10 protein-coding genes and 4 pseudogenes are annotated in these 13,031 nt (G+C 64.0%); 6 read left to right on the plus strand and 8 right to left on the minus strand.

Annotated features, from left to right (window positions below):
- Positions 1-149 precede the first annotated feature (149 nt).
- Together BW737_RS09500 and BW737_RS20225 are read left to right on the plus strand one after the other, a co-directional pair.
- Positions 150-1,040: a glycosyltransferase gene (locus tag BW737_RS09500; RefSeq protein WP_338063893.1), complete on the plus strand. Its 891-nt coding sequence runs from the start codon at positions 150-152 to the stop codon at positions 1,038-1,040.
- Positions 1,025-1,165 (plus strand): hypothetical protein, encoded by a 141-nt coding sequence (locus BW737_RS20225; protein ID WP_338063894.1) that lies wholly within the window; start codon positions 1,025-1,027, stop codon positions 1,163-1,165. Before BW737_RS09500 ends, BW737_RS20225 begins: the two co-directional genes overlap by 16 nt.
- 770 nt (positions 1,166-1,935) lie before the next feature.
- Here BW737_RS20225 and BW737_RS16275 read toward each other — a convergent pair.
- Entirely contained in the window at positions 1,936-3,066 is a 1,131-nt protein-coding gene (locus tag BW737_RS16275) for a hypothetical protein (protein ID WP_180272174.1), read from the minus strand.
- Positions 3,063-3,758 (minus strand): asparagine synthase-related protein, encoded by a 696-nt coding sequence (locus BW737_RS09510; RefSeq protein ID WP_086615224.1) that lies wholly within the window; start codon positions 3,756-3,758, stop codon positions 3,063-3,065. Before BW737_RS09510 ends, BW737_RS16275 begins: the two co-directional genes overlap by 4 nt.
- A 282-nt stretch (positions 3,759-4,040) precedes the next feature.
- Here BW737_RS09510 and BW737_RS09515 point away from each other — a divergent pair, with 282 nt between their 5' ends.
- From BW737_RS09515 to BW737_RS09530, 4 genes are all read left to right on the plus strand, one after another.
- On the plus strand, positions 4,041-5,300 hold the full coding sequence (locus tag BW737_RS09515; RefSeq protein WP_086615225.1) for a lipopolysaccharide biosynthesis protein: 1,260 nt from the start codon (positions 4,041-4,043) through the stop codon (positions 5,298-5,300).
- 87 nt (positions 5,301-5,387) lie between these two features.
- A complete protein-coding gene (locus BW737_RS09520) occupies positions 5,388-6,671 on the plus strand; it encodes a glycosyltransferase (protein ID WP_086615226.1) in 1,284 nt (427 codons plus the stop codon).
- Between the two features lie 92 nt (positions 6,672-6,763).
- Complete coding sequence (locus tag BW737_RS09525) at positions 6,764-7,648, plus strand: glycosyltransferase (RefSeq protein WP_257210677.1); 885 nt, start codon at positions 6,764-6,766, stop codon at positions 7,646-7,648.
- A 191-nt stretch (positions 7,649-7,839) separates the two neighbouring features.
- Entirely contained in the window at positions 7,840-9,990 is a 2,151-nt protein-coding gene (locus tag BW737_RS09530) for a DUF6541 family protein (protein WP_086615227.1), read from the plus strand.
- 140 nt (positions 9,991-10,130) lie between these two features.
- On the opposite strand, the pseudogene BW737_RS09535 reads toward BW737_RS09530, so the two are convergent.
- The 6 genes and pseudogenes from BW737_RS09535 to BW737_RS09560 form a co-directional block, all read right to left on the minus strand.
- Positions 10,131-10,446: pseudogene (locus BW737_RS09535) on the minus strand (transposase); the annotation flags it as partial.
- Between the two features lie 42 nt (positions 10,447-10,488).
- Positions 10,489-10,923: pseudogene (locus BW737_RS09540) on the minus strand (transposase); the annotation flags it as partial.
- A 143-nt stretch (positions 10,924-11,066) separates the two neighbouring features.
- A pseudogene (locus BW737_RS09545) lies at positions 11,067-11,255 on the minus strand (integrase core domain-containing protein); the annotation flags it as partial.
- A 12-nt stretch (positions 11,256-11,267) separates the two neighbouring features.
- On the minus strand, positions 11,268-11,645 hold the full coding sequence (locus tag BW737_RS09550; protein WP_086615230.1) for a DDE-type integrase/transposase/recombinase: 378 nt from the start codon (positions 11,643-11,645) through the stop codon (positions 11,268-11,270).
- Positions 11,642-12,250: pseudogene (locus BW737_RS09555) on the minus strand (transposase); the annotation flags it as partial. The pseudogene BW737_RS09555 and the gene BW737_RS09550, both read right to left, overlap by 4 nt.
- Positions 12,251-12,294: 44 nt before the next feature.
- Positions 12,295-12,810: an IS3 family transposase gene (locus BW737_RS09560; RefSeq protein ID WP_180272175.1), complete on the minus strand. Its 516-nt coding sequence runs from the start codon at positions 12,808-12,810 to the stop codon at positions 12,295-12,297.
- Positions 12,811-13,031 lie beyond the last annotated feature (221 nt).

Here is a 13,031-nt window from a genome sequence, read left to right on the forward strand (position 1 = left end):
CGCCCGCGGGGCGGCCGCCCCCGGGTGGTGATGGCTACCCGCCTGTACGCCCCCGAGCCGGCCGCCGCTGCCCTGCGGTTGCGCGGACTGGCCCGCGCCCTGCTAACGCCGGCGCGCAGGTAACGGTGCTGACCTCCACGCCTCCGGGCATGTGCGCCCCCGCCGACCCCGGCGTGACGGTGCGCTCCGCCCCGGCGCTGCGGGACGAGAGCGGCTACATACGCGGCTACGCCCAGTACCTCAGCTTTGACATCCCGCTCGCGGCGCGGCTGCTGGCCGGGCCCGCGCCGGACCTGATCGTTGCCGAGCCGCCGCCCACCACCGGGGCGGTGGTCCGTGTGGCCGCCGCCCTGCGCGGCGCCCCCTACGCCTACTACGCCGCCGACGTGTGGTCCGACGCGGCCGCCTCCACCGGCGCTCCCGGCTGGGTGGTCGGCGCCCTGCGGGAAGCCGAGCGCCTGGTGCTGCGCGGTGCCCGGGAGGTGTTGGCCGTCAATGACGGCGTCGCCGAGCGGGTGCGGGAGCTGGGCGCCCGGGAGGTGACGGTGGTGCCCAACGGCATCGACACCGACGTGTTCACGCCCACCGGGCCGCGCGCCGCCGACGCGCCGCGGGCCCCCTACTTCCTGTACGCCGGCACCGCCTCGGAGTGGCAGGGTGCGGGGGTGTTCATTGAGGCGCTGCGCCTGGTGCACGAGTCCGTGCCCGAGGCGCGGCTGGTGTTCCTGGGACAGGGCAGCGACTGGCAGGCGCTGAAGGACCTTGCGGGCGGGGACGCGCGCGTGGAGTTCCACGACCTGGTGCCGGCCGCGCAGGCCGCCACTTGGCAGCGCGGGGCAGTGGCCTCCGTGGTGTCCATCCGCCCCGGACTGGGCTACGACTTCGCTACCCGACCAAGATCTTCGCCGCCCTGGCCTGCGGCACGCCCGTGGTCTACGCCGGACCCGGGCCGGCGCGTACGGATCTGCCCGCCAACGCCCTGGGCTGGGCCAGCGACTACGACGTCGAACAGGTCGCTGCTTCCATGCGGGCCGCCCTGAAGGCCGCCCGTGCGGACGACGCGCAGCGGGCGCGGGCGGCGCAGCGCCGTCGGGAATGGGTCATGCGGCACCGCTCCATGCAGGCCGCCCTGCGCGATGCGGCCGGCGTGCTGCTGGCGGACTGACCCGCGAGTTCGCGCTTCGATTGGAGGGACTGCGGCGGTCGGTTCCCACGGACTGACCGCAGCATGTGAAAATGACTCGGTGAAGGTCCTACATGTCAACGATGTCGCTCGGATAGGCAGCGCTTTGGTGCGTCAGGCACGCAGCATCGGCCTCGACTGGAGCCTGTACGACACCGCTCGGGTCGATCCCCGCTGGTCACCGCGCACCCGCGCGCTGCGTCGCGCTTTACGTGGAGCTGTCTGGGAGGCGGGGCTCGCGCGCAGGGCATTGTCGGCGGATCTTCTCGATGTTCATGCGCTACGGTGACGGCTCACACTAGGTGCTGCGCCGCCCGTATGTGCTACACCTGCACGGAACTGACATCCGTGTGCGCCGGTACGAGGAGCCTTATACCAGTTTGGTGGAACGGGCAGTGCGGGAGGCACAGGACGTTTATTACACCACCCCGGACCTGGCCGATCATGTTCTGGACCTGGCGCCTGAGGCTACGCTTCAACCGGTTATTGTTGATGTGCGTGAGCTGCCCGTCGTCACCGGGGAGGTCGGTTCGCGGCCGCGTATCTTGTTTCCCTCGCGCTGGGACGCTGCTAAGGGCGGGTCTATGCAGTTGCGCCTTTTGGCGGCACTGCGTGAGGAGTTCGGCGACGCTGTTGAGCTTGAGGGCCTGGACTGGGGCGAGAACGCGGTGGCCGCCGCGCATGATTACGGGGTGTTGCTGCGGCCTCGCATGAATCACAGCGATTACGCACGGTGGCTCGGCAGCGGCACATTAGCAGTGGGCCAGATGACCGGCTACATGAGCATCTCCGAGCTTGAAGCAATTGCCACGGGCACTACCACGGTCATGGCGCTGAACTCGCGCTGGTATGACGGCTCTCATCCGACTACCCGCGATGTGCCCGTGCTGGGCGGGCTGACCGATGATGAGCATCTGCTCGAGGCTACCGTGATGGGCGTGCGTCAGGCGCTCGACGGCGCAAGGGTGAGCGACGGCCGCCGATGGGTGGCGGCCAATCATTCGCCCGCTGCTGCTGTGGAGCGTCTGAAGGAGCGCTTCGCTCATCTGGCGACGGGTGAGCCAACGGTCCGGCGCCCGGTTACTCCTGTGGCACCAGCTCGGCGCCCCACTGGTTGTTAGACGGGTCCAGAGCCCCAGCGTGGTGTTGCCCGCGGCGAAGCGTCGTGCCTGTTCGATGCGCGGAATACTCGCCGAGAAGGCCTCGAATGCCATGGGATGATCCAGCATGGTGCGCATTGAACGGCTGCGAGAGAGCAGGCGATCTCCGCCTGTGGCGCGCATGGCGACCTGCAGTACGCGCTTGGGCGTTGCCGGCATGGATATGCTCGCGGCCAGGTAGAGTTCCTGGTCTTGGCCCGTCATGGTCGCGTAGTGCTGGGCGATGTATCGCGCATACCAGTCGCGAGTCGCGGTCAACTCCTCTGAACCACGTAGCCAACAGTCCCAGACCTCGGAGTCGAGCATGGGCAGTGCCCAGTCGTAGCCGAAGAACTCGTAAGACTTTGTGGAGTTGTTGATGTACTTGGCCTGACGCTCCCTGACGTTGAACCAGCTCATCAGTCCCTGCACGCCGCGCTCGCCGGTAAGTGGAGTCTCCTTCTCGCAGCGCAGAATCTCCTCACGCAGCAGTGGCAGGTGTTGCCAGGCGGTGTAGCTGCCCTGGACTGCGGTGTGGTTGCGGGCGATCGCGGTGAGCACCTCGGACCGGGTGGGTGCGGAGGTCAACAGGTTGCGTGCTCCGCCGAACCGGCTGGGAAGTGCGTAACCAGGGCGTAGGACCGCAGCGAAGCCGGGGAGCAGTACGGCATCGTCGTCGATGAGGGAGCACTCACGTATCCTGGTTAGGGCGTACCAGTCCTGGACGTGGGGGAGGGATGTCATCCCCCAGGTGGCCGCTTGGAAGCGAGCGCCCTCAGTGGTTGCCCACTGCTGCGTGATTCGTGCTGGATCAAGATCAATGGAGAACCAGTCGATCCCCAGGCATCGGCGACGTTGCGGGAGATACCGGTCTCGCGCGCGCCCGGCTTGCCGTAGGTGAAAGCGACGACACGTGGTGCCTTCAGTCGCTTGAGCCAGATGGCGAGCAGGCGCGAATCGAGACCACCGGACAGAGGCACTACCAGTTGCCGATCACCCGCGTACTCGAGTAAACGGCCCACCGTCAGATCCATGGCCTCGTCGTATGCGGCGGCGTAGTCGGCCTCCGAGGTGATCGGGTCGTTGCAGTAACGGTAGGAGTCCCACAGCCTGCTCTCCCAGGTTCCGTCCGGGTGCAGGAGCACGGTCGATGCGGCCGGAGTGGCGTGCACGCCGTGTACCAAGGTGCGGTCACCGACGACGAAACCGGTGTGGAGGAACACATCCGCCGCCTCTTCATCCCGCCTCCATGAGCCGAGGCGCCGACGGAGTCGCTCAGGGTCATCGCTGACGATCCAGGCGCCGCCTGCACGCGCGAACAGCAGGTGGTGGGAGCGGGTGTGGTCAGTATCGATGCGCAGATCGTCGCCCTGCCGGGAGACAACAGTCCACTGACCGCGCCGATCCGCGGGCGTCGCGGTGACGACCGCGTCCACAGACGTCGCATCGGCGCACCAGTTCCTCAGTGGGCTCCAAAGCCTGGCGTCCCTAGAAGCCGCGTGCGACCACCGGGTGGAGACGAGATCAAGATGGACGCCGTCCATGGGACTCCTAACCATGGGACTCCTAACACAATTCGTATCGAGAGAGGGGGCCTGGCCCGGCACGAGTGCCCGGGGCCCGCCTGCACGTTCGTCGCCATGCGGGCCGCGTGGTTCAATACCCGTATGGCACAGCGGTTAAGGGATCGGTGGGCGGCGCTGAAGGCTGGGAGCCCCGTGCTTGGCGCTATTTTGACGCTGGTCTCTGGGACGGCGACCGCTCAGGGCGTCACCTTCCTCCTGCAGATCTTCATCGCCAGGGTGTACTCGGACACGGACAAGGGCCTGTTCGGGATTTACGGCTCCATCACCGGATTCGTCATCACCTTTGCCGCCCTGCGCTTCGACCTGACCATCATCCTTCCCAAGGATGACCGCTCGGCGAAGGTCCTGGCGCGGCTTTCGCGGCGCTGCATCGTCATCAGCTCGCTGCTGACATCCTTGGCCTGCATGATCGGGGCGAGGCTCTTGCGGGATCACTACCACCACTCCGACCATCTCATGTGGTGGCTGATGGCCTCCGGCGTCACGGTGTTCCTCGTCGCCCAGATCGCCAACGTTCAGTACTGGCTCACCCGTAAGGGACGCTTCGGGGACATTGCGCGTAACCGGGTGTTCCAGTCGACGGCCGTGGCCGGCTGCCAGTTGCTGGTCGGCGTGGTGATGCACGGGGGACTGTCCGCGATCATCATCGGCACGATCACCGGTCAGTTGTTGACTTTGATCTCGTTGGAGCGCCGGGTGCCCGAGCTTCACGGCTCGAAGGATCCGCAGGCACCGTCCATGCGCCAGATGATGCGACGCTACTGGAAGATGCCACTACTGAACGGCCCCAACGTCTTCGTCGACTCAGTACGAAACAACGGCATTAACCTCATTATCGGGGCGACCTCTGTGGCTGCACTCGGTCAATTCCAACTGGCCTGGAACATCATGCAGGTGCCGGTCGCCCTGATCGCCGGTTCGGTGTCCCAGGTGTTCTTGAAGAAACTCTCCGATGCGCCTCCCGGAACAATGCTGCCGCTGGTGCGGTCGGTATTGTGGCGCGCCTTCTTGGCCGCGATCGTGCCCTTCACCCTGCTGTACGTACTGGCTCCCTGGCTGTTCCCGCTGCTGTTCGGGGCCACATGGGACGATGCCGGGTACTACGCTCGGGCGCTCACACCATGGCTGTTCATAAACGTGCTCACCTCGCCGATCTCGAACATCTTCGTGGTCACCGAGCAGCAGAGCCGTCTGCTGGTCTTCGCCGTCGCCTACTGCGCTGTCCCGCTGATGTGGCTGTGGCTGAGCCCGCTGCCGATCATGTCCACGGTGTTCGTGCTGGGGATGTTGATGGCGCTTATGCTGGTGGGCATGCTGTGCATGGCGGTGTTGACTGCGCGCACCTATGACCGCACCGGCGATGGCTCAGCGCTGCAGAACGACGCCGAGTGACGGACCTACCCATCCGCTCGCACATCATGTGCGAGAATACGACGGTCGCATACAGCCTCGCATCCCGACATACGGGGAAGGAGCCGCGTGAAGAAGTCCTTCGTTCCTCTGGTAGTTTTCACCGACAACTACCCCTTCGACGTTGGTGAGGAGTTCTTCGAGCAGGAGATCGGCTTCCTGGCGGAGCGTTTCGAGGAGATCTGGGTCGTGCCGATGCGCAGCAGCGTCGGCGCGGCGAAGACCCGCCGGATGCCCCGGAACGTTTCCTCAGTGTTGCTGCCCCTGGATGAGGAACGTTCCTGGAAGCAACGGGTAGCCGGCTACCTGCCCCGGCTACTGGCGGGGCCCGGACGCATCGAACTTGGCAACACTCGCCGTTCTGCCGCCTGTGCGGTGCGCGAGCTCCATTTTGCTGTGGACGTGCTGTGCCGCTTCGACCGGTTTACCCGCACACGGTTGTACCGGGAACGGCTTGCGGGGCGGCCGCTGGTTGCGTATGGCTACTGGCTGTACTACGGAGCCGGACTGGCGCAGCTGCTACGCGCCACTCATGACGCGCCCGTCATTGCCGTCTCCCGTGCCCACGCATATGACGTCAACGAGGCGTACAAACCTCAGGGCCACCTGCCAGGGCGCCGTCGGCTAGTCGGAGGGTTGGACGAGATCTACCCGATCTCCCGCTATGCCGCGTCGTTCCTGGCCCCCTACCATTCCGTAGACAGCGCTAACATTGAAATCCGTCACCTGGGGGTGCCTGCCAGCGGCAGAGGTGACTGTACTCGTGAGCCGGTTCATATTGTCAGCTGTTCTCACCTGGCCCCTCGCAAGCGTGTCGACCGAATAGCCGACGCCGTGGGGGCGCTGAGCAGAGGTGGCAGGCATGTGCGCTGGACGCATATCGGCGAGCGCGACGAGCAGAGGTTGGAGACCATGCGAGAGTATGCCGCCCGTGTTGCACCCGAGGCGACGGTCGACTTCCTTGGTCATCAGTCCAACGATCGTACGCGCACGCTACTGGAGACGACGGGGTATACCGTGCTCGTCAACTCCTCGTCTGCAGAGGGAGTACCGGTGTCGATCATGGAAGCGATGGCCGCCGGGATACCAGTTGTGGCGACCGACGTTGGGGGGACGAGGGAGATTGTCCACGACGGAATAAACGGACGACTGGTGGCCGCTGACGCCACCGGTGATGAACTCGCGCTCGCGATCGCCCAGATCGCCGACGCCTCGGCGGACGACTTCAGCCGGATGCGGGAGCAGGCGGTGCGCACCTGGAGTGAGGACTTCAACGCCGACCGGCAGTACCGTGGAATAGCGGGGCGGTTGGTGGAGCTCGCCAATGAGCTCGGGCGGGAGACGGTGGTATGAGCGCAGACGGGAACGGGCGGTGGATGGTCTTTCACGCCCCCTACCCGCTCCATCCAGATCCGAGTTCGGCATCCCGACTGCGGCCGTTACGCATGCGGGAAGCGTTTGCGCAGATCGGCTACAGGGTCTTTGACCTCTCCGGCTCGGTTCGACGGCGGAGTGAGGCGTTTGCGGCGCTACGCGCGCGAATCGCCGACGGTGATCGGCCTGCCTTCCTATACAGCGAGAACTCGACCCAGCCCAATATGCTCGCCACGAGCGTGCGCACCGGTGTTGCTCCTTTGCTCGACTTTCGCATTATGCGGGCGATGCGGCATGCCGGAGTGCCCGTGGGCGTGTTTTATCGAGATGCCTACTGGCGTTTCGCGTTTGGGAGGGCGCCGGGCGTGCGTGGGTCGATTATCCCCGCTTTGCAGAGGGCGGACTTGGCTGGGTATCGCCGCAATGGAGTGCACTTCTTTGTTCCGGCGACGCCCATGACAAAGGTCCTTGGACTGGACGATCGGCTCTGCTCACCGCTACCTCCAGCCGGACAGGCGGGCCGACCGCAAGTGTTGCCACCGATGGATGGAACATTGCGCTTGGTGTACGTCGGGGGAATTGGCGGTCATTATGACCTTGACGTGTTCTTCTCTGCTCTTGTCTCGATTCCGTCTGTACAATTGGAGTTGGTTACTCGTAAACCTTTGTGGGACGCCGCAGCGGCTATGAACCCGGATCTTTCCGCGGAGCAAATCACGGTAAGTCATTTGTCGGCGAATGAGTTGGCGCCGGTGTATGTTCGTGCGAGTGTCGGTGTGCTTGCGGCACGTCCTAGTGAGTACTGGAGCTTTGCGGTACCAGTGAAGCTCTTCGAGTATCTGTCTTACGGGAGGCCGGTGATAGCCACGCGTGGAACGGAGGCAGGCAGAATCATTGAGCTAACGGTGCCGGGTGGGTGGTTGATTATGACCGGGAGGCGATTGTTGCCCTGCTGAGGCGCTTGAAGGAAGAACCAGAGGAGATCAAGGAACGAGCAGCGGTCGCGCGCGCCGCCGCCCGCATAAACACTTGGGCTGATCGGGCGCGTGAGGCCGCTAGAGTGTTGACACCGCAGAGTCTCGAGGTACCGTTCTGAACTGATCAGAAGCGGTTACGAAACAGGTCTTTTTCCGAGAAAGAGTTCTCGATGTCAGTTCTCGCGCCGTGGCTGCACAGCACGGGCTATCTGCTCTGCCTAATCGGATTGGTATTCGTGCCGGGCTGGGCGGTGCTGCATGCCCTGGGATACCGCGGCGTTCTCCCGGTCGCGGCGGCACCACCGGTGACCTTTGCTGGAGTCGCCCTACTCGGCCAGGTCTACTCCTGGATCGGGGTGCGCTACACGATCGTCTCCCTGGGCATCGGCCTGATCCTATGCGTACTCCTCGTCTTGCTGGGTGCCCGGCTCGTTCTCGGTGGTATCCCGGCGGTATTGCCGGAGGAGATGTCCCGAAGACGCCGAGGCACGGCGTGGATGGCACTACTCGTCGCGGTAGCCACAGGCATTCTGATCTGCGCGCCGATACTGGGTCAGTGGGATCCAGATCTGCCGGCTCAACAGATCGACTCGGTGTTCCACTACAATCTTGCCTGGACCATTACTCAGACCGGCGATGCATCATTGCTCAGCGGAGCCTCCTGGTCGTTCTCTCTACGAGCGATTCCGGCGTATTACCCACTGGTCTGGCATGCAATCGTCGCGGCGGTGGCCGGCCCTACACACATAGTATCTGTAACAAACACATTGGTTGTGCTGACCCCTACCATATGGACGCTTGGCATCGCTGCTCTCGCATTGGAGTCCTTCCCGAGCTCCAGATGGGCACCGGTCGTAGCGTCACTGACTACCGCACTACTACCGGTTTTCCCCGTTTATATGCTCGCCTATCGGCAACTGTGGCCGAATGCTCTGGGATACGCGGTACTCCCCGGCATGCTCGCGCTGCTGTGCCGTGCTTTGCGCATGCTGCGCGCCACCGTAACTGCGGGCCGGCGGCGAGCCGTCATTGCTCTCTTCGCCTTCTCCATCGCTCTGCTCGGAGCGATCGCCACGTATCCATCTGCCGTCTTCTCGGTTCTGCTCACCGGGATTCCGCTGCTGTATGGCATAGTTGAGGTCGCCGCCGGTTTCGTATCGCGCCGCCTCGGGAGGCGGCGCGCAACTATGTTTCTACTTGCGTTTGGTATCATCCTCGCCCTGATGGTATCTGGGCTACTGATACTCGAGCCCGGCGTAATGGCGCGTCTCGGCCGCGAGGGGTACGCAGGGGTATCCAATCTGTCACGGCGTCTATGGGCGCTGCTCACCCTTTGGCCGCTGGGAGCTGGCGGCTTCGGATACCGAGTGGCGCTTGTGCTGCAACTGCTGTTTACCGCCGCAGGATTGGCAATCACGGTACGCCATAGGCGATGGCGATGGATCGCCTGGGCCTGGCTGCTGCCAATGTCTTTGCTGGTCGCCGCCTATCTGCCACTTGGACCGCTGACCGCGCTCACGGGGCTCTGGTACAACGATCCGTACCGAATCTTCCCCCTGGTTCTGCCTGCGATCTGCCTACTGGCGGCAGCAACCGTGGAGTCTGTCGCTGTCGCAATCACCAGACATGCGAGCGCTCGTCATCGTCGGGCGGCTGCTGAGGTAACTGCCGCAGCGTGTGCCGTGATCCTGCTCGTGGGTGGTGTGGGTGCGAATTCGGCGCGAAGAAGTGTAAGCGAGACTTCTTACACCGCGGGCACCAATGCTTTGGTGCGTACGTTGACCGTCGACGAGGTGCAGATGATACGGTCGCTGCGAGGTCAGGCCGACCCCTCTCTCATGGTGCTCGGCGATCCGGCCGCTGGCGCGGCCTATGTTGAGGTTCTCGCCGGTCTGCGCTCGGTCTTTCCCCACATGACGTTCCGCTCCCTGGACTGGGACGCTCAGTACTTGGCGCAACACTTCTCTGACATCGGTGAGGACCCCACGGTATGTGAACTCGTGCGCCATTATCGGGTGGGCTATTACTACGCCGATGACGCCGGAACGGTCCCGGGAGTGGATATTGCGGAACGTGCACCCGGGTTGTACGGGGTGGATACTTCCACTGGCTTCGAGCTTGTTGCACGGGGCGATACTGCCTCCGTATGGCGCATAACCGCATGCGGCGATATGGACTCCCCTGGGCGTGACCCGTGGGGTCTCAACACCCCCTTTGAACCGGTCTACGGTCCTGATGGCGAGACGAACGTCTTTGACGATGAGGGCAGGCTGATTCTGGAGCCTAAATCAAGATTCGTCGGAGGAGCGTTGGCGAAGTAAGGACGGGGGATCGGCAAAGCTGTTGGATGGTTAGGGGATTTGTTAGGAGTATGATGACTTTGGCTGGTTGCGTGTCACGGCCCGGTTGGCTGAGGCGATGCTGGTGGTGGTGGGGTCGTCCTGGACGGTGCGGATCAGGCTTATGGGGTGAGGATGCGGCGGTGGGCGAGGGCGAGTACGGCCTGGCCCAAGTCGTTTGCCCTGGGCGCGTTTGCGCTCGTAGTAGGCGCGGGATGCGGGGTCGGATCTGAGGGATGCGAAAGCTGACAGGAACATGGCTCTCTTGAGGCGCTTGTTGCCGCCATGGCTGACGTACTCGCCGCGGATGGAGGACCCCGACCGCCGGGTGACTGGGGTTAGTCCGGCGTATGAGGCCAGGTGGGTGCCGGTGGGGAAGGTTCTGCCCGCGGTTTCGGCCAGGAAGGTGGCTGCGGTCCTGGCCCCCACCCCGGGCACGGGTGATCAGGGTGTCAAGCCCCGGGTTTTGTGGAGGGTGTTTTATCTGGCGCCGGTGGTTGCCGGCTGGGGTTGGTTGGTGGTGGTCTGCTCGCCGACGTCCATGGCCTCAGCCTCCGGCTCGGTTTCGGGCTCGGCGATGGTGTCGGTGTCGTCTGGTGGGGTGTAGGCCTGCTCGTGTTCGATCGGGGCGTGCATGTCGATGGCGGAGTGAGGCCGGACTGTGTTGAACCAGTGCAACCATTCGGCGGTACCGAACTCCACGTCCTCGATGCCCTCCCAGGGCCCATGGGAATCGAGGTAGTGGCGGTTGCGGATCAGCTCCGCCTTGTATAGGGAGTTGAGGGCCTCGGCCAGCGCGTTATCGTAGGAGTCGCCCTTCGACCCCACCGAGGCGACCGCGTCGCAGTCGGAGGGGGCCTGCCCGTAACGTATCGCCCGGTACTGCACCCCGCGGTCGGAGTGGTGAACCAGGCCGGTAAGGTCGGCCCCTTCACGCTGGCGCTGCCAGATCCCCATCTTCAGGGCGCCCCTGGGCCAGGTCGGTGTACAAGCTCGTTGAGGTCTGTCAGCCGATGGAGTGCTGGGTGTTTTTTGGACTCTCGGTTGTTGTGTGTTTGTCAGGCTGCTTTCGGGGTGGCGGCCTGCTGTAGTTCGCGTTCGAACTGGTTGGGTGTGCGGTAACCGATCCCCGAATGCAAACGCCTTTGATTGTAGGTCAATTCAATCCACGCCGCCACATCCCGTATCGCCTTATCCCGCGTGGGGTAGACCATACGATACACGCGCTCATTCTTCAATGTCGCGTTGAACGACTCCGCCTACGCGTTATCCCAGCACACCCCCGTACGCCCCACCGACGGCCGAATCCCATAAGAGGCCAGGTGGTCGGCGAAGGCCTGGGAGGTGTACTGCGACCCGCGGTCAGAATGGAAGATCGTCACCCCACGGGTCGGCTTGCAGTTCCGGGCCGCCATATCAATCGCCTGGCAGACCAGTTCGGTGCGCATATGATCCGCCAACGCCCACCCCACCACCTTCTTCGTACAACAGTCCAGCACGGTGGCCAGGTACACGAACCCCGCCCAAGTAGGAATGTAGGTGGGGGCACCTCCCACGAAGTGGGGGAATATCCCCGCACCACTTGAGCCCCGGAGCGGGCGCGGTGAAGTCACGGCACACCAGATCAGGCCGCTCATCCAGGTCCTCCACCGGAACCGTAGTACGGACCTTCCGGCGCGGCCGCGCGGCCCTCAAGCCCAGCTCCCGCATGATCGACCTGACCGTGTCCACGTCGGCCGGCACCCCCTGCCACTCCAGACTCCAGGGTGGCGGCCACCCGCCGGTACCCGTAGGTACCATCGGACTCATCAAAGATCTTCTCAACCAGCACACCGAGCTCCTTTCTGCGGATCGCGGTGGCCGATTCGGGCTTGCTGCGCCAGTTGTAGTAACCGGACTTGGAGACCTTCGCCCACTGGCACATCCAGGCGACCGGGTAGTTGCCCTCTTCGCGGCTGATCAGCTCATACCGGGTGGTCACGGCTGTTCCTTCGCGAAGAAGGCCGCCGCTTTCTTGTGGGAACTCATTCTCCATCCGAAGCTTATAGTTCTCCGCCTTCAGCCGGGCCAACTCCTCCGCATCCGTGGCTTCCTTCTGCTCCCGGGCGTCGGCGTGCTGCTTCCTGTATTTAGCGACCCAGTTGCCCACGGTCTGGGCCACCAAACCATAAGAGGCCGCGACCGACGCGATCGACCGCTCCTTATCCACCACCTCGCGAGCAACCTGTTCACGAAACTCCTCAGAGTACTTCGCCTCAAGTCACATCCATCATCCTAACTATCAGATCACGGGGAACGACAACCATCCCCAAGTCCAAAAACAACCCTCCAGTCCACGATGATCCGCCGCGAGTACACGTCAGTGACGAAAGCCACATACACCCAGCCGCTCATGGTACGTACGTAGGTAATGTCCGCGACCCACAGCTCGTTGGGGTTGAACGCGCTGAAGTGCCTGTTCACCAGGTCTGCGGGGCACTGCTCCTTCGGAGCCGACCGGGTCGTCCTGGGTGATTTGGCGCGGCGGATGCCGTGCTGGCCCATGGCCCGCATAAGCCTCTCGACGGTGCAGCGGGCCACATGCCCCAAACCATGCCGGGCGGATTCCTCGGGCCGGTTGAGCATCGCATGCATCTTCCTGGCCCCCAGCACGCAGTAGTTGTTCTCATGCACCCGTCCGATCTCGGCCTTCAGAGACTCATCGCGTCTGCTCCTTGCTGATGGGGGACGAGTCCTGGCTGCGCAAGTGGTGCTCGGGGCGATCTTGACACCAGCGCTAGTCAGTACCTGGCAGATCGGCACAGGCCCCGCAGCTCCTCCCTGTGTGGGAGTCGATGTACTCACAGATCAGCGGGACGGCCGGTGCGAGATAGCGGTCGATGGTCGCCGCGCTCATCGACACCCGACTCACGCCGCACGTCCTGGCTGTAGCGGTCAGTGCCTTCCGCGAGCTCGCCCGCGGCCTCCAGCAGGCCCCGGTAGCAGAGGCATTGATACCTTCAGGTGCTTGCCGTAACTCCCCC

The organism is Actinomyces ruminis (genome assembly GCF_002154335.2).
Taxonomy (GTDB): domain Bacteria; phylum Actinomycetota; class Actinomycetes; order Actinomycetales; family Actinomycetaceae; genus Actinomyces; species Actinomyces ruminis.

What these genes read in the sequence shown, in the direction of transcription:
- BW737_RS09500 (WP_338063893.1), top strand. Translation starts at nt 150, where the DNA reads ATGTGCGCCCCCGCCGACCCCGGCGTGACGGTGCGCTCCGCCCCGGCG.
- BW737_RS20225 (WP_338063894.1), top strand. Translation starts at nt 1,025, where the DNA reads ATGCGGGCCGCCCTGAAGGCCGCCCGTGCGGACGACGCGCAGCGGGCG.
- BW737_RS16275 (WP_180272174.1), bottom strand. Translation starts at nt 3,066, where the DNA reads ATGACATCCCTCCCCCACGTCCAGGACTGGTACGCCCTAACCAGGATA.
- BW737_RS09525 (WP_257210677.1), top strand. Translation starts at nt 6,764, where the DNA reads ATGCGGGAAGCGTTTGCGCAGATCGGCTACAGGGTCTTTGACCTCTCC.
- BW737_RS09530 (WP_086615227.1), top strand. Translation starts at nt 7,840, where the DNA reads ATGTCAGTTCTCGCGCCGTGGCTGCACAGCACGGGCTATCTGCTCTGC.
- BW737_RS09550 (WP_086615230.1), bottom strand. Translation starts at nt 11,645, where the DNA reads ATGAGCGGCCTGATCTGGTGTGCCGTGACTTCACCGCGCCCGCTCCGG.